The organism is Treponema vincentii F0403 (assembly GCF_000412995.1).
GTDB classification, from domain to species: Bacteria; Spirochaetota; Spirochaetia; order Treponematales; family Treponemataceae; genus Treponema; species Treponema vincentii.
In genome coordinates this window covers 218,256-238,381 of record NZ_KE332512.1, presented here as the reverse complement: position 1 = coordinate 238,381, position 20,126 = coordinate 218,256, and the positions used below count along the sequence as shown (strand labels likewise).

General features: G+C 44.7%; 21 protein-coding genes. 3 read left to right on the top strand and 18 right to left on the bottom strand.

Going from position 1 to position 20,126, the window contains the following annotated elements:
* The first annotated feature begins 70 nt into the window (after positions 1-70).
* A complete protein-coding gene (locus HMPREF1222_RS01085; RefSeq protein ID WP_016517848.1) occupies positions 71-1,033 on the top strand; it encodes an Hsp33 family molecular chaperone HslO in 963 nt (320 codons plus the stop codon).
* Positions 1,034-1,037: 4 nt separating this feature from the next.
* Here the strand turns inward: HMPREF1222_RS01085 and HMPREF1222_RS01080 are convergent, their stop codons facing one another.
* The 4 genes from HMPREF1222_RS01080 to rpmF are packed head-to-tail and all read right to left on the bottom strand — an operon-like array spanning position 1,038 to position 3,693.
* A complete protein-coding gene (locus HMPREF1222_RS01080) occupies positions 1,038-2,492 on the bottom strand; it encodes a methyl-accepting chemotaxis protein (RefSeq protein ID WP_016517847.1) in 1,455 nt (484 codons plus the stop codon).
* Between the two features lie 2 nt (positions 2,493-2,494).
* Positions 2,495-3,232: a ribonuclease III gene (gene rnc, locus HMPREF1222_RS01075; protein WP_006189367.1), complete on the bottom strand. Its 738-nt coding sequence runs from the start codon at positions 3,230-3,232 to the stop codon at positions 2,495-2,497.
* 20 nt (positions 3,233-3,252) lie between these two features.
* The gene (gene acpP, locus HMPREF1222_RS01070) at positions 3,253-3,489 is read right to left on the bottom strand and encodes an acyl carrier protein (RefSeq protein WP_006189366.1); all 237 of its coding nucleotides are present in this window, start codon (positions 3,487-3,489) and stop codon (positions 3,253-3,255) included.
* Between the two features lie 15 nt (positions 3,490-3,504).
* Entirely contained in the window at positions 3,505-3,693 is a 189-nt protein-coding gene (gene rpmF / locus HMPREF1222_RS12425; RefSeq protein ID WP_016522149.1) for a 50S ribosomal protein L32, read from the bottom strand.
* A gap of 270 nt (positions 3,694-3,963) precedes the next feature.
* On the opposite strand from rpmF, the gene HMPREF1222_RS01065 reads away from it, so the two are divergent.
* Positions 3,964-5,703: a putative ABC transporter permease subunit gene (locus HMPREF1222_RS01065; protein WP_016517845.1), complete on the top strand. Its 1,740-nt coding sequence runs from the start codon at positions 3,964-3,966 to the stop codon at positions 5,701-5,703.
* Between the two features lie 61 nt (positions 5,704-5,764).
* Here the strand turns inward: HMPREF1222_RS01065 and HMPREF1222_RS01060 are convergent, their stop codons facing one another.
* The 13 genes from HMPREF1222_RS01060 to HMPREF1222_RS01000 all read right to left on the bottom strand — a co-directional run bounded on the left by HMPREF1222_RS01060 (position 5,765) and on the right by HMPREF1222_RS01000 (position 19,225).
* On the bottom strand, positions 5,765-6,325 hold the full coding sequence (locus HMPREF1222_RS01060; RefSeq protein ID WP_244870091.1) for a hypothetical protein: 561 nt from the start codon (positions 6,323-6,325) through the stop codon (positions 5,765-5,767).
* Between the two features lie 135 nt (positions 6,326-6,460).
* Positions 6,461-7,177 (bottom strand): potassium channel family protein, encoded by a 717-nt coding sequence (locus tag HMPREF1222_RS01055; RefSeq protein ID WP_006189362.1) that lies wholly within the window; start codon positions 7,175-7,177, stop codon positions 6,461-6,463.
* 8 nt (positions 7,178-7,185) lie between these two features.
* Positions 7,186-7,839, bottom strand: a complete 654-nt coding sequence (locus HMPREF1222_RS01050; RefSeq protein WP_016517843.1) for a DedA family protein — start codon at positions 7,837-7,839, stop codon at positions 7,186-7,188.
* Between the two features lie 12 nt (positions 7,840-7,851).
* Positions 7,852-9,879 (bottom strand): NAD(+) synthase, encoded by a 2,028-nt coding sequence (locus HMPREF1222_RS01045; RefSeq protein WP_016517842.1) that lies wholly within the window; start codon positions 9,877-9,879, stop codon positions 7,852-7,854.
* A 26-nt stretch (positions 9,880-9,905) separates the two neighbouring features.
* Positions 9,906-11,009, bottom strand: a complete 1,104-nt coding sequence (locus tag HMPREF1222_RS01040; protein WP_016517841.1) for a hypothetical protein — start codon at positions 11,007-11,009, stop codon at positions 9,906-9,908.
* Positions 11,006-12,130 (bottom strand): (E)-4-hydroxy-3-methylbut-2-enyl-diphosphate synthase, encoded by a 1,125-nt coding sequence (gene ispG, locus HMPREF1222_RS01035; RefSeq protein ID WP_016517840.1) that lies wholly within the window; start codon positions 12,128-12,130, stop codon positions 11,006-11,008. The genes HMPREF1222_RS01040 and ispG overlap by 4 nt, the downstream gene beginning before the upstream one ends.
* Positions 12,131-12,146: 16 nt before the next feature.
* On the bottom strand, positions 12,147-13,301 hold the full coding sequence (locus HMPREF1222_RS01030) for a tetratricopeptide repeat protein (RefSeq protein ID WP_006189356.1): 1,155 nt from the start codon (positions 13,299-13,301) through the stop codon (positions 12,147-12,149).
* On the bottom strand, positions 13,301-14,521 hold the full coding sequence (locus HMPREF1222_RS01025) for a hypothetical protein (protein WP_006189355.1): 1,221 nt from the start codon (positions 14,519-14,521) through the stop codon (positions 13,301-13,303). Before HMPREF1222_RS01025 ends, HMPREF1222_RS01030 begins: the two co-directional genes overlap by 1 nt.
* Positions 14,521-15,423 (bottom strand): tetratricopeptide repeat protein, encoded by a 903-nt coding sequence (locus HMPREF1222_RS01020; RefSeq protein WP_016517839.1) that lies wholly within the window; start codon positions 15,421-15,423, stop codon positions 14,521-14,523. Before HMPREF1222_RS01020 ends, HMPREF1222_RS01025 begins: the two co-directional genes overlap by 1 nt.
* Positions 15,420-16,049: a ribulose-phosphate 3-epimerase gene (gene rpe / locus HMPREF1222_RS01015; protein ID WP_016517838.1), complete on the bottom strand. Its 630-nt coding sequence runs from the start codon at positions 16,047-16,049 to the stop codon at positions 15,420-15,422. Before rpe ends, HMPREF1222_RS01020 begins: the two co-directional genes overlap by 4 nt.
* A 91-nt stretch (positions 16,050-16,140) precedes the next feature.
* Entirely contained in the window at positions 16,141-18,171 is a 2,031-nt protein-coding gene (locus HMPREF1222_RS01010) for a hypothetical protein (protein ID WP_016517837.1), read from the bottom strand.
* Between the two features lie 27 nt (positions 18,172-18,198).
* Complete coding sequence (locus HMPREF1222_RS01005; RefSeq protein ID WP_016517836.1) at positions 18,199-18,786, bottom strand: DJ-1 family glyoxalase III; 588 nt, start codon at positions 18,784-18,786, stop codon at positions 18,199-18,201.
* 82 nt (positions 18,787-18,868) lie between these two features.
* On the bottom strand, positions 18,869-19,225 hold the full coding sequence (locus HMPREF1222_RS01000; RefSeq protein WP_016517835.1) for a TraR/DksA family transcriptional regulator: 357 nt from the start codon (positions 19,223-19,225) through the stop codon (positions 18,869-18,871).
* Positions 19,226-19,363: 138 nt separating this feature from the next.
* Between HMPREF1222_RS01000 and infA the strand changes: the two genes are divergently transcribed.
* On the top strand, positions 19,364-19,585 hold the full coding sequence (gene infA / locus HMPREF1222_RS00995) for a translation initiation factor IF-1 (RefSeq protein ID WP_455432211.1): 222 nt from the start codon (positions 19,364-19,366) through the stop codon (positions 19,583-19,585).
* Here infA and HMPREF1222_RS13240 read toward each other — a convergent pair.
* Positions 19,582-20,124, bottom strand: coding sequence for a DnaJ domain-containing protein (locus HMPREF1222_RS13240; RefSeq protein ID WP_016517834.1), 543 nt, complete (start codon positions 20,122-20,124; stop codon positions 19,582-19,584). The genes infA and HMPREF1222_RS13240 overlap by 4 nt on opposite strands.
* Between the last annotated feature and the right edge of the window lie 2 nt (positions 20,125-20,126).

Below are 20,126 nucleotides of genomic sequence, written 5' to 3'. Positions count from 1 at the left end.
CGGCTATGCTAAACTTCTCCGATGCGTTTACCTCTTGCCTTTACCGGTTCATTTTATTACCATATTCGGTATGATACACGCATCTATTGACGATAAAGCATTACAACAGCATCTGGATAAGCTGGAAAAAGACGGACTTCATATTTTTACCGCAGGCGACGGTTTGTTCCGCGGCGGGCTTTTCCACGGTACACGATTTGTAAACCGGATACGCGCACAGCACCGGTTAGGAATATTGGAAACAATGGTACTTGGACAAGCAGGACTTTGCGCAGCCTTGATGATTCAAACGATGAAAGGACGCGAAACCCTCCAGCTCCGCTACGAAACGGACGGTCCCGCAACCGGCTTTGCCGTAGAAGCAGATTCGCGGGGATTTGTACGCGGCTACCTTTTACAAAACCCTATTCCGATCAATACACCGCTTGAAAGTTGGGATCTTGCCCCCTTTTTCGGCAACGGTATTATCAGCGTTACGCGGTTTACCGAATCTGATCAAACAAGCGGACGAGAGCCGCAGCGAAGTATTGTCGAAATCAAATACCGAAATATTGCAAAGGATCTTGCATGGTATTTTCAGCAATCGGAACAACTCTACACCGCTTTTAATACCAGTATCCGTCTTGACAGCATCGGCAGAGTTGTCGGCGCCGGAGGCTTTTTTATTCAGCGGATGCCGATTACGGGCGGAACCTTCCGGAGAGGACAAGTAAAGACGGAAGAAGAAATTGAAGATACCGTTATCAGCATGGAGCGGGCTTTTTCAGCCTGCCCCCCGCTCGGCGACTGGTTCGCTGAAGGAGGCAACTGCGAAGACATCATCTTCGGGCTTTTACGGGAGTTTAACCCTCAATCGGTTGCCGTACGGAACATTGAGTTCGATTGCCCGTGCTCGCAGAACTATTATTTGGAAGCATTGCGGACACTGCCGAAAGCCGAACTTAAAAACTTAAAAGAAACGGCAGACGACCCGCTTGAGATTGTCTGCCGGAATTGTTCCAGCGTATACCATATACCGCTGGCACAACTATAGAACGTTATTTTTTCGTATACCGTTTACTTTCGATAAATTGACGTAATATACTTAAACTCTCGATAACCGATGTGGAGTGCTCCAACAATTTTGAATAAGAGGTCTCCAATTCGGTTCTCGACAGTGTTTTAAGCTGGCTAACGACTGTTTTGGTCAGATTATGGAGCTGCTCATGCTGCACCATAAGTTTTTTGAATTCGGGATGCTGTTGTAACCCTTCGTACCGCGGTGCATTTTTATCGATCCATTGTCCCAAATCGCATTTTCTATGATCACCCAATTCAATTCCGTTTACATCAAGGCGGCCGTCGATTAATGCCCGCACCTTTGTAACCCAGCCAAGATGTTTTAATACAATCAGTGCAAACGGCATAGTATGTTCGTCAGCTATCGCCTTTCCATTTGCAAGATCAACCCCTTTTTCGACGGTAGAATCAATCGTAACGGTATTGTCGATAATACTGTTCATATTAAACAGCGCACTGCTCATTAAATCGTTTATTTCTTTTGCTGTTGCCTGCAAACTAACCAGCATAGTTTTTCCCTTGTCCGCTTGATCGGCTATTTTATTGACATGTTCAATAGCCGTATCCGCACGGTTATTCAAATCCGCAGCAGATTCCGGAACCAGCATAACTGCATCACGTACCGATGTACTGGTCCCCGCAAGCATATTCATCTCGGAAGAAATTTCAACAAAAGAACTGGTAGTTTCATTTACGGAATTACCGATCAGTATCATCGCAGTGCGTGTCTCATCGGCAGTATTCCGCGCCACCTGAAGAGCTTCAAGCATATTTTTTAGCGTCTTGGAAGCGTCCGCCGCATTGAGGGCTGTTGCCTCCGAGAGCTTTCTGATTTCTCCTGCAACAACGGCGAACCCCAATCCTGCCTTTCCGGCGTGAGCGGATTCGATTGCAGCGTTCATTGCGAGCAGATTTGTCTGTGCGCTGACATCGTTTATTGAACCGATAATATCTTTAACCGCATCGATATTCTGATTCAGACTGTCGATAACCGTAAATAAGTCCTTTACCTTTAACGAGCCTTTTGCGACGGCATCGGTTAACTGAGAAGTTACCGAAATTCTATCGGTAACAATATTTGCAACATGATTTACCGAATCGGTTATTTGTTCTACGGAAGAACTCGCTTTTCCGGCCGTATCTTCCAATGCGGTAGTACAGCTGTGCACTTCCTGCAGCTGCTCTTGAACGGATAAAATAGAATCCAGAATAGAGCGGATACTTTCGGTAAAGGCTTCAAACTGATGTTCTTGTTTGAGGTTTTTAAAAATGACCTGCGATGCGCCGGTTATTCTGCTTTTGATGTTTAAAGCGATACTTTCCGCAGCAGCCATCAAGGATTCCACTTCTTTGACTTGAAATGCAATACCGCTTGCCGCAGGCGTTGACTTTCTTTTTTCCGCTTCCGAATCTTTTTTTGTAAATGAAAACATAGTTACTCCCTTACTTGCAGAGACAAGGCTTTCCAAGCGATTTCCGCCGCTGCTTGTTCCGCTTCTTTTTTACTTTTTCCTAAAGCAGGTTCATATTCCTTATCTTTAATGACAACTTTTACCTGAAATACCCTGTCATGATCCGGCCCATGCGTTTCTACCAGTAAATACTTAGGAATAATACGGTATTTTTTTTGCACATACTCTTGGAGCAGGGATTTATAATCCCTATATCGGTGTTTATTTTGTTCTACCAATTGCATCTGAGGTTCAATAATTTTCAATACGAAGCGCTGAACAACTTTAAACCCCGAATCTAAGTACAATGCACCGATAAGCGCTTCCAAAGCATCGGCCAACAAAGCTTTTTTCTTTCTTCCACCCGACACCTCTTCTCCGTGTCCCAGCATCAAATACTTATCGATATTGAGATTCAGTGCGATCGGAAAAAGAGAATCTTCGGAAACAACGGCCGCTTTTATCTTTGCAAGATCACCCTCCGGTTTTTCAGGATGAGCAAGATACAACTCCGCTGCGACAATCATACCAAGTACGGAATCGCCCAAAAATTCAAGCCGTTCGTTATTGATAGGGAAATCGCTGTGCTCATTTGAAAATGAACGATGATGAAAAGCTATATCTAATAAACTAATATTTTTAAATTTACATACTGCGTTTTTTTGAAAAGTAAGCAGTTCTTGCTTCCGCTGTTTTTCTAAAACATATTTAAAAGGAAACAAGAACGACATCCTTTGCAATATTACTTTGATTGAGATTTAATAAAGTCGTAAGCATCCCTAACGGTTTCAAATTCACTTACTTTTCCGTCAGGAATCTTTATCCCCATCTCTTCTTCGATTGCATACACCAATTCATACGTATCAAGGCTATCGGCGCCGAGATCTTGACGAAAAGAAGAATCGAGCGTAATTTTATCCGCATCAATTTCCAATTTTTCTGCAATCAGCTTTTGAATTTGAGCAAACAATTCGTCCATAAAGAAAATCCTCTCTTAATTTAATGTATCCGGATCAACAACCTGATGCCCTCGGTAAAAACCGCATTTGGAACATACATGGTGAGATAAGATTAAATTGCCGCAATTGGCACACTCCACAAGATGAGGCGCGTTTAACCGCATATTTATTCCTCGGCGGCGGCGTGTGCGTGCTTTCGACGTTTTAGCTCTTGGCACTGCCATAAGGTAACCCCCCTATTCATAATTAAATCACAAAAAGATATTACATATTATACGCGAACCGGAAAATAGTCAATACATAGGTTTAGTATAACATTCAAGATATGAATTACAAGACAAGTGTTTTAAACTTTTGGGTACGTCCGCCCCATATACTCGGATTATCGGCTTGAAATATCATCAAAGAAGTGATAAAAATCGCTTATCAAGCTTATCAAAAGCTGCCAATCTAACAAGTTGATAAACTATGGCACCGGCAAGGGGATTACGTTCATGCACCAAAGAACCGATACAGATACACGGTCTGCCGCCGTTTTTAAATCTCTATTCCGCATCTATGCGATAACGGTATTCGGATTTAGCCGGTGGCAAAACTTTATTCGGGAAAGAAGCACCCGTACTCACCGCAGCACTGCCGAACACACCGGAAAGACCGCATCTATCGTTAAAACAGGGCTTTTTATTCTTTTTTTGATATACATCGGCGGATGTTTTATCATGCTGTTTAGGATGGTCACAATAAATCTCTACATGAGCTTACAGCCGTTAGGCATGCAGCGGCTCCTCTTTGAAATAGAAATCACGGCGCTCTTTGCCTTTCTGTTTATTTCCAATTTTTTACTGACGCTTTCTACATACTTTATCGGCACCATCGAGCAAGCACTGCGGGCAATGCCCATTCCATCCCGTATTTTTTTCGGCGCAAAGTTCCTTGCCCATTGTTTACCTGCTATGGTGATTTCAATCGGTTTCTTCGGAGTTACCGCCTTTGTATACGGACGTTGTGAACACTCCCCCGCTTCATTCTATATAACGGCATTAATCGGCGCCGTGCTTTTTCCGCTGCCGATTACAGGGCTGTGCTATCTGATCAACATAAGTGTTATGAGGGCAACAAAGATATTAAAAAAACGGCGGCTCATGATGATGATTACCGGATTACTCGGTATCGTAATGGCGCTCGGAATTAACTACTTTGTACAATCGGTTACTATGTTGCGCGAAATTCCCGGCCTAGCGAATACCGTTGAACGATACCGGTTGACTGTTTCCGCTCTTACACGCTATTTGTTACCGGTTCGTTTTTTTGCAGAATCTCTTGCAGCAGCTTCTTTTTCTGCGAGGATCAGTTCTTTTTTACCGTTTACCGCAGTCTGTATTGCGGTTCCGGCTGCGGTTATCGGTCTGCTTTCCGGTGTGTATGAAAAAACGCTCGACGGGTTTGACGAACAGCTATTAAAACGTCTTACAGCTTCCGAAACGGTAAAGCTTATCCGCAGTAAGTTCGCACAGCATTCCGCCTTTACTGCGCTGCTCATGAGGGAAGTCCGCATGATGAACCGCGAGCCGGCTTACCTTTTAAACGGCCCTTTTATCGTTGTGCTGCTGCCGCTTCTCTACGGCATTATGTATCTCACAGGCTCACTGCATTTGCCTCCTGAAACGGAAGCTTTTATGCAGAGCAGTTCAGGTATTTTGATTGCAGGGGGATGCGGCGCATTTCTGGGTTCGTCAGCCGGTATTGCCGTGACAGCTGTTTCCCGTGATGCAAAAAACTTCGGCCTTATTAAAAGCTTGCCCCTTTCGATAAGGCAGTACATGCAAGCAAAGCTCGTACATGCAATGCTCTTTGCCGGTACCGGCGCATTTATCGGAGTAGGAGGTATCACCCTCCTTTTTTCTTTAAAACCGTTGACTGCTGCCGCGGCACTGTTTATTGCACTCTCTCTTACTCTTTTCTGTAATCTGCTTGCGTTGATATTAGATACCGCTCATCCTAAACTCTATTGGGACACCCCTGCTACTGCTGTTAAGCATAACCTCAACACGGTTATCATACTGTTTTTTAACATACTGTTGTTAAGCATCGTCATAACAACAGCAACGCTGACCTCTATGCCACAGCGCTTCTCTTTGCTATGCTTTGCCGGTATTCCGCTGCTTACAAGCGGCATTATTGCTCATTTCTTTTGGCCGTATGCTGAATGCAGAATAAACGAAATTGAAATCTAAAAGAAGAAACCTCATTCGGATTGACGGATTTTACATCGGCTTTTAGACACCTTACTGCAGCCTAAGATTCCTTTCCGTGATAATTATATCGAAAACCTGTACTGATATTAATTATATCCGGTACACCCGGAATAACGGTAATGGAAACATCAAAATTGTCATTTACCTGAATATTCGTTTCAATTTCACCGGCGTACCAATAAAAGAGGTATTGCCAATCTTCGTCCTTTGTCCCCTTATATGCCTCTAAAGAATCGTTATAACCGGGCAATCTATACCAACTCCGCTTATATAAAAATGTCGGACCTATACCTACATTCATCGAAAAACGCTTGATTTTCAAGAATCGTATCCGAAACCCGATATGGGAAAAGCCTGCAAACTGCATTGCGCAATCTCCATACAATCCCTGTACCGCTTTGATAGAAATAATATCCCGCCATACAAAATATTCAGCATTAAGTGTTACACCGGGATTAAAAACAACAAAACCCTCAGAGTCAAGCTTCAGCGGAAAAAACGGGTAATTAAGAGCGCCGATAGGATGGATAGTTAAACCGAAAAGTTTTACGCCAAAACTAAAGTCATGGGCAAAAAGAGGAACTGATGTTAGACATATCATTACAACAGCCAAAAAGCTTTTCTTTAGTTTCCGCATAGTTAGTTATGATGTCATAAATCAAATACAACGTCAATATCCTTGATAATTTATGCCTTGATAATTTATTATATTTTACCGCGGGATATTTATAGAGTTTTACAGATGAAAGCGCGGAAAGAGCATACGGAAAAGACTTACATGTTCTTTTTTATGCAAATCTTCTTTATGACGTGAAAAAGCAAAGATATGCTCCTCCGACCCTGCCAACAAAAGAATATCATCGGCCGCAAAACGATAATCAGGTTCAATAAACTCAAAGGTTTCAGATTCCTGTCTCCGTACTGCAACGACATTTAAACCGAGCTCTTTCCGTAAATTTGCTTCAAGAAGGGTCATTCCGACATATTTTTCATTGACACTTACTTCCGCCAGCGCAAGATCGGCCGAAATAGGCATAAAATTCAGCAACAAAGTAGACGCCAGCATCGGCATAACCCGTTTTGCAGCCTCCCTGTCAGGGAAAATAACCTTGGTTGCCCCCACCATGGACAGCAGATGTTCATGCTGATCGGTCTCGGCTTTTACAACAATCTCTTTAATACCGAGCAGTTTTAAATACTTTGTTACCATGAGCGAAAGCTCAATTCGCCCGCCCAAATCAACAATAGCCGTACCAATTCCCTGGGGAATACTTTTACGAAGACTTTCTTCATCGGTAATATTCACAGTATGTCCTTTTACCGCTTTTCCTTCGTATTTTTTAATAAGATTGGGATCTTTATCGATAATAATAACTTCATCGGTAAAATGCAGCAGTTCTTCCAACATACGGACGCCGAATGCACCCAAACCGATTATTGCGAATTTATTCATACTATCTCCTATTTACCGATAGATATGTAAGATTTGTCAGTATCATTCGGAGCTGTGTTCTTTTTTTGTGAAGGTGCAAAAAATTTATCCGACCGCAGAATATAAATACAAAAGCCGACAAAAAGAAGTAAAAAGACAATTCCGATAATCTTCATAAAATGACTTCCTCTTTGTCCGAGAAAGTAGACCAGCCAAAATAGAGCCGAAATATTACAAGCGGCTGCAATAGCGTCAAAAAGGGCGAACTTATAGAACGGAAAACCGACAAAACCCGATGTCATCGCAATAACATTGCGTACGCCGAAAGGAATAAACCGCCCGAACAAAAAGGTAAAAAAGCCGTGCCGCTTAAGTGCATTGGAAATACGGGTAATATTGTTTTCGCTTATAAGGTTAGAAAAAAATCTACCGGAAATCCTGCCGCGCCCCAAAAGCCAGCCCCAAAAATAAACAAGGTAATCGCTAAGTACCGCTCCAAAATAAAGGGCGGCATAAAAGGCGGGGATGGAAGCTCTTTCTTGTTTACAAAGCACTGCGGAAGTGATAACGATTATATCCTCTGAAATCGGAAGATTAAACCCGCCGAGAAACAAGCTGATAAAAATAACTAACGGAAAATAAGAAATATAATGCCCTATCCACGCAGCAATTGTTTGAAACATTGAAACAATGTATCACACCTCTGTCAATTTTTCAAGTTCGGCAAGCCATACGGCAGCATTCATATCGCTCGGCATTTGCCATGATCCGCGCGGAGAGAAGCTGCCGAATCCTACCTGCACGCCATCGGGTGCACAAGAACGCTTAAACTGCTGAGAAAAAAGGCGGCGATAGAAAATACGCATACAGCCGAGTATTTGCTGGCGATTGTACCGCTGTTCCGTAGAAAAACAATGCTCTGCAAGCAGAAGAATTTTTGCAGGGCTGAAATCCGTATGTAAAAGATAATATAAAAAGAAGTCATGCAGCTCATAAGGGCCAAGTATGTCCTCGGTTTTTTGCGTAATGACTTGTTTTTGCGCAGGCAGCAGCTCGGGACTAATCGGCGTATTAAGTATATCTTCTATGATAGCGCGGAAGTCGGTATGTTTTTTAATATCCGGCAAAAAAGGCGCGGGATACGCTGCAATATAGCGGATACAATGGCGGAGCATCGTTTTAGGGATGCCGGCATTGACATTATACATCGACATGTGGTCTCCGTTATAGGTTTCCCAGCCGAGTGCCGATTCTGAAAGATCGCCCGTACCGACAAGCAGGGCACCGAGCTGATTTGCCTTATCCATCAGAATTTGAGTACGTTCACGCGCCTGTGCATTTTCGTATACGGTATTGCACAGGTCTACCGGGTGTCCGATATCCTCAAAATGCTGCAGCATCGCCTTTTCTATCGGGACAGTAAGAACGGAACAACCGAGCAATTCCGCAAGCTTGAGTGCGTTGGACTTAGTTCTGTCTGTAGTGCCGAAACCGGGCATGGTAATTGCCGTAACCGAATCGGTATTCTGACGGAGTATCCGTGCGGCAAGAACTGCAACCAAAAGCGCCAACGTAGAATCTAAGCCGCCCGAAATCCCTATTACGGTTTTTTTACAGCCGGTATGGTGCATTCGTTTCGTAAGCCCGCGCGCTTGCAGCTCCGTTACCTGCGAGAAAAAACTTTCCCATGCGGCTTCATTGTTTTGTACAGCAAGCGGTATGAACGGATTCGGGTTGCGCGGGCGGACGAGCAGCATCCCGCGGGAAGGAATGGCGGGAATAGCAATCCGGCGGCAAGCGGCGGAGAAAGCCCGGCCGGCAATACGGGGAGCTTCGCAGTCCATATCCGCAAAGGTAATAGCCGCTTCATCATCGTAACCGGTAAAACCGGAATCCCCTGTTTTATTAAAAGCAGCAAGCTCAAAACCGTTTGCTGCCGCGAGCAGTTCGCCGTTTTCATAAATACCGCGCTCCCCCGCACAGGCGGTGTCGGTTGTAGATTCTCCCCAGCCGGCATTGACAAACATGACCGTATTTCTTTCCTGTTTTGATCGGGCGGCAGCACTGCGGCAGAGTTCCGTAAAAGACCCTGCAAAAGACGCCTGTGCGAGCGGTTCAATGCAAAGCGCAGCTCCGCTTATTCCCTCGGCATCGGCGAGCGGCGTACCGCCATCCGTGTTGTTATCTTCGGCTGTGTTTCGGTTTTCAAAAGCTTTACCGCCGCCGATTGTAAATGAAAACCTGCTTTTTTCTACTTCAAACAACAAATCGGTACCGAACGGGACGGCGGCGTTTTGTAGGCCGGTAACAATAAGCGAGGTGTTTTTTCCGCTATAGCGGGAAAAAACGCCGGACTGCACAGTTCCGTCCAGCGGTACGATTCCGTAAATAATGCCTCTACTGAAAACGGCAACAGCGCTATAGATGTTACCCGAAAAAAAGAACGGAAAGCCCACTATGCCGATAATAGGATCCATGGCGGTTTGCCGGACGATATACGCAAGCCTGTCCTCCGCTGCATTCAGTAACGGCTGCTGCGCAAAAAAAACGCCGCAGCTTGCCGAAGTAACGGCCAATGCAGGGAATACGGCAACATCGGCGCCCATTTCGGCACTTTTCCGTAATGCTCCGATAATCCGGTCGGCATTTCCGGCACAATCACCAACCCCGCAAGGAGGCACTATTGCTGCAATCCGATAAAACCCATAGTCGTGTATATTCATTTTCTACAGCCCTGTTCCCCGTTAATTTAAAAAGTCTGTGAAAGTTTGTAACTTGCTTCCTTTGCATAGGTAAAAGACGGACAGTTTTCCGCCAGTTTGTAATACAGATCATTCGCCTGCACGACAAAACCCTGCCGATACAGCAAATCGGCAAACTGCAAAAAGACATTCCAAATCTGCTTTGTTTCGGTCCATTGCAAAATTTCGCTATTCATACCGATTCTCAGCAATAAATCGGAGAAATCACTGTACCTATACATAAAGTCGATTTTTTTTAAGGTATCGCTCAGATAGGTAACTGCAATATCCGCTCCGAGCAATGCAGTTCTGAATGCACGGTCATATTCTTCGGCACGCAGATAAATATCGGTCAGTTCGATATAAGCGCGAAGCGCTATATCATTATGATGCCGATATAATGAAAAGAATTTTTCAACTGTTTGTTCGTTTTTAATCGTATGAATCATTGCCCGTAAAGTTGGGCTTTCCGCATTAGTTGTTCCGTACACGGAATCCTCAGTTAAAATGAGGAGAAGATATTTTTCCTGATCGTCATATTGTTTTAATAGTCCCGAAATTTGTGCAAGTGAATAAATAATTTCAAAACGCATATCGGGAATATATAAAAATTCACGTGCTTCCCATGCCAACTGATAAAATCTTCGGGACTGCGTAAGTTCTCCTTCCAGTTCATACACTTTTCCAATCAGATAGTCGCATTCAGGATACACGTCGCTTTTTTTTAACCACGCAAGAAGTGCCGACATCGATTTATCGAAATAAGCGGGAGGATGAACAAGAAAAATTCTATCAAGGATTGCACATGCTTCATAATCCTGTCGTTTTTCCAATACACGGTATACATCCGAAATAAGGTCTCCTGCAGCTCTTACCTGATGCACTTTAAGAGCCGAAAAAAGATAATCATATTGAGCCTGTACCTGCGTTTTATGCATTTCGCGCGCTTCTCTAAATAACAGGAGCGCTTGACCGAATTCCCGTTCTTCATACGCAATTCTGCCCTGTTCAAGCAAGTGCCAAGGGTATTCAACCGATTCAGCCGGCATTCGTTGCGCATATAGAAATGCACTTATGAGGATTGTAAAACACGTGATTGCTAATTTTTTCATAAACTTTCCAGCTCCTTTTCAAAAGCCGCATCGACCGCCGTATTTCTTTCCGTTTCCGTTAAGCCTTGTACATCGATACGTTGAACAATAACGCCGCGTTTAAACAGCAAAATAACGTTTTCCGCACCGGTAATACCGATATCGGCAAATTTTCCCTCACCGGGTCCGTTAACAACGCAGCCCATCACCGCAACAGTCAAGTCTTTTTTTTCGGCGAAAAGCCGGTGCTGCCAACGTGCTACAAAACCGTGAACATCAAACCCGTTGCGCCCGCAGCGGGGGCACGACACGAGCCTGATGCCTCCCTGCCGTTTACCGCATTCCATCAAGATTTCCCTCGCCGCAATTACTTCATTTTCCATGGTATCGGAAAGGCTTACTCGCACGGTAGCGCCGATATTCCGTTCTAACAGCTGCGAAAATGCGAGGGCGCTTTTAACGATGCCCGAAACCAACGGACCTGCCTCCGTAACGCCCAAATGGAGCGGCGCGGCAGACTCGGCGGCAAATTGCTCATTGGCAAGAACGGTTTCTTTTACCGACGAGGCTTTCATCGACACGAGATACTGCTTAAAGCCGTATTTATCAAAAAGTGCCGCTTCCCGCTGCGCCCCTGCTACCAATGCGGCTGCCCTCGCCTCTTCCGCATTGCGCCCGCCGCGGATTTCCTGCTCCATACGGTTCCGTATATCGGCGGGTAGGGAGCCGCTGTTGACGCCGATGCGGAGAGCGGTACCGGTATCCTGCGCTTTTTTAATTACGGCCTTTACCCGATCTTCCGTCCCGATATTTCCCGGATTGATGCGTATCTTTGCGGCGCAGCCGTCCATACAGCGCAATGCAAGCCGGTAGTCAAAGTGAATATCGGCAACAAGCGGCATCGGCGTCATTCCGGTAAGCTTTACAAACACCTCGGCGCTTTGAGCGTCCGGCACCGCAAACCGGAGAATATCGCAGCCGAGCTGCTCCAATTCGGTAATTTTCCGCACCGTATCCTGCAAGGTATCTTCACGCAGCGGCTGTTTCCACATAGTCTGGATAGCGATGGGTGCATCTCCGCCGAGCTCAAGCCTCCGGACACCGCCTTTTCCCCCTATCAGTACTTTTTCCGCCGTATACATCTTCCCTACTCCGATTTTATTTTTTATTTTCCGGCACTTGGCTTTGGTGAATACCGGAGGCTTTTAAAAAGAGTACGCCGCCCCGCTGCTGAATTTTTCCCAATACGTCGATTGGACGCTCCGAATCTATCCTAACCGAAAAATTACAAAAGACGGGAACAACCCCTTCCAGCTGAATACGATCGCTATAGCCGACTAAAAGGTCAAAGCTCGTATTTTCTCCGTCGGACTGTACATTAGTTGCAACCCCCGACCAAATTGTCCAACAATCAAGGTACAGCGGAATATCCGCCCGTACGTCGCTGTATACAGGGATGTCCCTAACGGTATCGAACCCCGGCGTTGCAAAATAATCCATCAATAACCGGGCTTTCTGTTTAATCGAATGGGCGGCATTCGAGGATAAAATCCGGTTAACTTCAATCTGTGCAAGGTTATCCCGCGAATCCTGAAAATATTTTTGCGCATTACGATATGCGGCCAAAACTTCTTTTTCCGATAGATTATACCGGTAAGTTCCACTCGTATCGATCGGACGTGCTTTTTCATCCGATAACAGGGTTAACGCCGAAAGATCCGCTCTATTATTATTCCGTGCCCGTATCGACAACGGGAATTTTATTACTATCAATGCAGCAATCACCGCAATTACGGCAGCTATTGTAAGGCCTGCAGCAAAAACAACTCTTTTTTTTATATAAGTTTCAACTCCGGGTCGGGGATAAAATTTTTTTATTTCGCCCGACTGAACCGCCTCCCCTATTGCCTCCGGTGTATTATGAGTTCTGATAAAATCCAATCCGGCGCGGGCCAATTCATGATTGGGGTTATATTCAATCGCTTCCAGATAATAGTCGATAGCCCGTACGGTATCACCGCGCCGTAAAAACAAAACAGCCTGTGCGCACAGTAAATCGGGATCGGTAAGCTTAATGCGTCGCGCACAGGTCAGATAATCAACAGCCCCTCCGATATCACCGGCATGTAAACAAGCAAGTCCCAAATACAAATAAAACGGAAAGGATTTGTTAAAGGAAGCATTATACAGAACATCTTTTGTATCACCGGACACGACGTATTGTGTAACGTGCGGTTCCAGTAAATTGATAACCTGCTGATAATTCCCCTTTGCAAATTGTTTTTTTGCTTGTTCAAGAATCGATGACGGCATTATTGTTCCTGTATAGCCTCTATTGCGTTATCTACTTCCGTGCGTAATTTTTGAATCTCTTCCATAGACAATTCATCTGAAGATTGTTCAAGTTCCGCAATTTTATCCAATAGAGCCTGCACATACCGATAATCTCTTTCAGGAGCTTCGTTTTTTACCGGTTGTGCCGGTGTACTCCGTCCGTCCGGTTGAACTTCAGGAACAGGTTCTACAGAAGCTGCAGGTTCTGCCACCTCACCGGATTGTTTTTTCTCAACAGCAGCAGGCCGGCTTGCCGGAGCGGTTCGGTATATTGTAGTAACAGTCGGCTTAGTTACGGGAGCGGCAACAGATTGAACAGAAGCTTCCGATGCCGGTTGAGTATAGGCCGAATACGGCGTTAACGTCTCCGCTGCATTCCGATAATCATAAAAACCGATACAGTTGGTAACGGTAAAGGTTTCTTTATTCGGTACTTTTTGTTCCGACCATACATACAAGAGGCCGGGATCGGCAGAACCGTATTTACGGAAAGACCTCCCGCTTATGTAAGAAGGCAGCCATCTCTTTGTTACCAACCGTTCCCAATTTGCAATATATACGGCTGACGGCGTTGTCATGTATTCATTCCGTAAGAAAAAGAGGCACGCGTATCCCCTATCTGCAGAAAAGATAACCGAATCTTTTTCCAACACCGGCTGCAGCATCAGTTCGGCTCCGATTTCGCTGCGTAAATCCGTATAAAGCGGAATAAGATTTTTTTCTCCTAATGAAGTGTCAAAGACGGCTTTTAGTCCGACATTTGCAATAGCTCCCGAAATATTTTGAATTTCCGTTACGACCTTCAAGAGTTTACCTGTTGAGCGCTGCTTTGAAGGTACAAACGAAAATGTTTGCGTCGCTAAAAAGTCCATACTGATTTGGAACGTTACCGTTATCTCATCTTTTGATTGGCTGATAATAATTTTCTTTCCGCTCTTATTGTTGAGATGGAATATCTCCCCATTAAAGAGCACCGAATAAATATTTACGGAAGATTGGGAGCGGTCGTCATATAACGGCTCGTATTCCCGTGCATTCTCGGCCTTTGAATGATATAAACAGAAATTACCCGTCTTAGGGTAGATAACCAGCTTTAACGGATCGCTGATCATTTCGACGGTATTTTCCGATGCAAATAAGCTGCTCAGTAGACATACCGAGAGACATAATAAAATCGTTTTTTTATTGAATATCCGCATTATTTTGCTCCTTTCACACGTTGTGTATAGAGTTCTTCCAAGGTTCGGGTACGCGCCTTCAATTCCGCCAGTTCTTGACGGCGTTTTTCAAGCTGCTGCCGCTCCGCCTCTTCCTGTTCTTTTTGCTGCTGCTCGGCTTTCTGCTGTTGTTCAAAAGCTTGCTGCTGCTCCCGTATACGCTGCTGTTCCTGTTCTTCAGCAATCCGGGCAAGCGTTGCCGAAAGCTCATCAAGCTTTTCTTCCAACGCTGTAAGACGATTGATAATATCTTCATTTTGTTGCTGTTCTTCAATTGCCGAAGAACCATCGGGCACTGCTGCGGCATTTGCCTCATTCGCCATCCGCAGGAGTTCCTCTCGAACAGACTGCTGATCGATAAGCACAATTTTGTACCGTGCTTCGTTCACTTTTCCCGACTGCGGATAATCAGCTACAATTCCGCTAAAAACTTTGCGGGCTTCGGTATAATTCCCGGCCGCATAAAGATTCTCGCCTATCCAATAATATGCAGACGGAACCTTGGGGTGCTCGGGATAATCTTCTATAAATTGATAGAGAATTTTCGATGATGTTTCATAGTCGCCGGATAAATGTAAAAGCCGTCCTTTTTGATAGCTAACCTCGGCAGCACGTTCATCTCCGGAGGCATTTTCCAAAAACGCATCGGCATAGTACAAAGCACGCTGATAGTTTTGTGCAGAGGTTTCCGACATTACCAGCCAATACAGTGCTTCCGTACGGTCATCCGGTGCAGCCGCCAGCGCCCGCTCAAACGATTGCACCGCAACATTCCAATCGCTGCGGCTATACGCATCCAAACCGGTCAGTAAATCGCTGCTGTCGGCGAAGAGGCTGCATATACTAAAACATAAGAAATACGCTAATACTGTTTTTTTTCTCATTTCTTTATATCTCCGGAAAAAAAAGATGAACCTGAAACGACAACATCGGCGCCGGAGCTGCATACGGCCGGAAGTGTTTCCGCATTGACACCACCGTCAACGGAAATCAAATAACGGTAGCCGTACTTTTCACGGTATTCACACAGCTTCTTAACCTTTTCCAAGCAAGGAATAATCATCGTTTGGCCGCCAAAACCCGGATTAACCGTCATCACCAGTACCAGATCAACAAAGGGTAACACCTCATCTAAAAGATGTACAGGGGTTGACGGTACGATGCTCACGCCGGGCTTCATACCTGCTGCACGGATTTCCGTAATAAGCCGATGAGCATGCACAACCGCTTCAATATGAAACGTAAAATAATCCGCCCCCGCCGCCGCAAAATCTTTTACAAAATCTTGAGGATGGGCAACCATTAAATGCACATCAAAAGGAAGGGTGCTCTTACTCCGTAAGCTGCGCACAACGGGAGCACCGAACGTTAAATTCGGCACAAAAGCCCCGTCCATTACATCAAGGTGCACCCATTGCCCTCCGTTTGCTTCGATAAACTGTAATTCTTCGGCAAGCCGTGAAAAGTCTGCACTCAATAGAGACGGTGCTAATATAAACGATGCATCCATCGTCTTAAACCCTCCTCACTCTACAGGAAAATCCGATACGTCGCTTACAATATCGGATATTTTTTCAAAAGTTTGAACCTACACTGCGAGACTAAGAAAAAAGCGAATTGCGGAATGCCCTCATTTTTATGATACCGGCAATCGAAATTTTTTCTTTGTATTGCGTACCGTCTTCCTGAATAAGCAATACCGCATCGTGCTCTTTTTTTTCAATTGCAATAGGAAGCCCCGTAAAAATCCGCTGACCTGCAGTCCCATCGATAGTCACCTCTAAACGGTTACCGTCGGTAATTGCAGTCTCTGCAAGATGAATCTTACCTAAAAAATCGAGCCCCGCAACTTCCCGTACTTCGTTTTCCATAGGCGTTTTATACAACTGCTCTTCGGTGATAATAAGCTTGCTCGCAATTTTTTCTTTCAAACTTTGCTTATTATACTGATCAACCGGCATAATATCTACGAGTTTCTGCAGTTCCCGGATATGTTCATCATAGTCTTTTTGTGGCGTACCGTGAACTTTCTGAGACTTCTTTGCTTTTGTATAAAAAACATCAAGCGTGGAATGCCGGTGCTCGACGGCAGAAAAGCCGGCAGTTGTATAACGGCCGGTACTGTTTGCAGTATAAAAAGTTACGTCCAATCCTGCCGCTTTGATCATCGCACGGACAGAATCCAAATCCGTCTGCTTTATAAGATAGACACCGTCAGCCAATTCTTTATTGATAATCTCCTGCAGTCCAGCATTCTGCTTAAATAAATTCCGTTTATCTTCGGCAACGGTTATCACAAAACCGTAATATAAGCCGACGGCAGTGCACTGCAGATACCATTCGGAAATACTGACCTTGATATTTTGAGGAAGCGTTCCTCCCGACGCATTATCCAGCAGTGCGATTAGGGTTTTATCGGTACAGCAGTGTTCAAAACAACGCAAACAGGCTGCCCTTGTTACAGTAAACCTGCCGGCCGTTAAAATAGACACCGGTTCCATACAGCTGAGCACCGGAAATAGTCCTTCGAGAGGAGTAAAGGGCAGCATGGTGATTTCAAAGGAAGGAGCGGTAATCAGCGGCTGTTGTACCGATTCTTGAGTAAAGACCGCCGTATTCAGCTGCCAGTATTCCCCAACCGGCAGTAAAAATTTAAGCGCTTTAAACGTATTGATAATCTTGATTGCATCACTGGGAACCATGTCGGGAAAAACCCATGACGTATCCTGATTTATTTCAACATACAGCCGCTGAAATAAAAAATCAAAAATCCGCTTCAATGAAATATCGTTATATAATCCTTGAGGATCGAGCGATGCTAAAAAATCGGAATAAAACTGCGCCCGCCGCTGCATACCGTCACGGCGGGCATGGCCGTATATTGCTGCAACAAGATACATCTTACGGTCTAAAGGCTTTTGTTTAAAAAATTCCTCCCATCGGCCTTGCTGCGGAATAAGACTTGTATCTTCCCGTATCAATAAACCGAGATTCTGTAAGCCGGTACACATTGTTGTAAAACGGCTCATATCAGCCGCAGTATCTTGAAAGATTGACTTACATTGTTTTTCCGCGCGCACCTTAAACGAACCGTTCATTTTGAGCACATCGGCTTCTTTTAAGAAAAACGTGTAGAGCCCGGCCAAAACAATATCATCACACAGTGCCGCTCCGCTCTGCGGCTCGCCTTTTTGCTGCGGTAAAAACAGCGAATACGAATCCAGCAGAGGTTCAACCGATTTATACAGAAAAGGATTAATACTATAGACCTTTCCTACTTCATCGTAGTCATCAATACAATCGGTACGATAGAGGATAAGCCGTTCTTCCAGATTAGTAAGCCGTGTCTGTAAAGAAGCTTCGGAGGATAAAAACATCAGTAATGCACCGCGTGTGGTTACCGGAAGTGTATGAACAGCTGTCAAAATCAATATATCAAGACTGTCAAGGCTTTCTATCATAAGGCGCTGCGTATCGGCTTTTGATAAAAATCCGCCGAGACTTTCTACGAGCCGTTGTTTGTTAAAAGGCGTCTTAATTTCACCGAGGTACAAGCGCATTAAAACAAAAAACGTCCGTTCGGGAAGCCGCAGCATGGCCTCCTTCCAATCCTTATAGCCATTCATCTTCATTATATTATCTATTTATACCGTATCATCCTAGCGGGCAACAATTGAACTTTTAAGCTCGCTGAGTTTTTTTTCACCGTACAAGGCATCCACCAATGCAAAAGCAAATTCTTCGGCAGCTCCGGCTCCGCAAGCGGTAATAAACGTACCGTCCTTAAGTACCCGCGCACCTTTTACGGGCTGCGTCGACAAGTCTTTTCCCATACCCGGATAGCAGGTAAATTGTTTTCCGTCAAGCAAGCCCCAGCCACCAAGTGCAATCGCCGGAGCAGCACAAATCGCCGCCACCAATCCGCCCTGTTTCGCAGTCTCGCTTATGAAATATCGAAGCTCTACATTCTCACTGAGTGTGCGGCTGTTTGGAAGTCCCCCAGGTAATATCACCAGCGCAGTGTCTGCCGCTAACTGAGTAGCATTTTTTTTTGCGTCCACACCCGCCCCAATCAACTCGGACAACGTAAGGTCACAGGTAACGACCAGTCCGCGCGATGAACGAATAATTTTTGCATCGACCCCGACCAATGTCAAATCAGCTCCGCATCGGCGCAAGTAATCGAGCGGCGTAACCGCTTCCACTTCTTCAAATCCATCTGCTATAAATAAAAAAATTTTTCCCATTGCATCTCCTTCAAGACTATCGCATCAGACCATATCTACGAGGGCATCCCTAAAAACTCGGTTAAATTTTTAGAGGATCCCACTAGCGTTTTTTTCGCTCCGTTTCCGTTTGGCATTCGATACACATCAATGCATAAGGAATAGCCCGAAGTCGATCTTCCGGTATCTTTTTTCCGCATTTGATACATTTACCGTACTTTCCCTGCTCGATACGTGCGAGGGCAGATTCAATGAGCTGCATTCGCTTGACATCTTTTTCGCTCATACTTTCCAACATCTTCCGGTCGGTATCTTCCGAAGCGATGTCGCCGAAATCCTTAGGGTCAACAGATTCAATAATCTGTTTAAAACTCTCATTGTTTGCGACAAATGTTTTGATAATTTGGGCACGATGATCATGCAAAGATTGCTTCATTTCTTGATAAAAATCTTTTTCCATATATTTCCATAGCTCCTCTCGTTAGTTGACAAACTAATGAATAGACTTTACAATTATAAGCGTTATTTTACTAAAAAAGCAACTGGAAACTTATAAAAACTGAAGTTTTTAGAGGTTTACATAAATTCTTTTGGAGGAATTGTGGCTAAAGAAGAAGCAATTGAAGTTGAAGGCATTGTAAAAGAATCCCTTCCGAATACGATGTTTCGTGTTGAATTAAAAAACGGTCATATCATTTTAGCTCATTTATCAGGAAAAATGCGCAAACATTTTATCCGCATCGTTCCCGGCGACAGCGTCAAAGTCGCTCTCTCCCCCTACGATTTAAATAGAGGGAGAATTATTTTCCGTGAACGTTAGCTGCTGCTTTTAAAAAACGATACAAACGCTATTTTAAGGTTTTTAACGCCTTTCACAAGCAACGGAATACCGATAAAAAGTCCCAAAAAGCCGAAGAGGTATATAACGCGGAAGCTCAGAAGCCCCAGCCAGAGGTACAAAATGCCAGCCAGTAAAGCACCCAGTCCTCTGCGGCGGGAAACGGGTTCCGTTTCCTGTTCCGGTGAACGGTAAAAAGTCCAACTATACGACCTGCCGAACATCGTATCATCGTCATCGGTTTCCTGCGCAAACGGGTTATACGTAAAGGGATTTTGCCGTGCATACTGAGCGTAATGCCCATATTGCTGCGATGCCATACCGCCAAGGTCGTAATCGGCACGTTTTTTAGAATCCGACAAAACCGAATATGCTTCGTTTATCTTTTTGAACATTTCTTCAGCAGCTGCATTTCCCTGATTTTTATCAGGATGATATTGCAACGCCTTTGCACGGTAGGCTTTTTTTATTTCTTCGTCGGAAGCAGTTTTAGAAACTCCCAAAATTTCATAGTAATCCATGC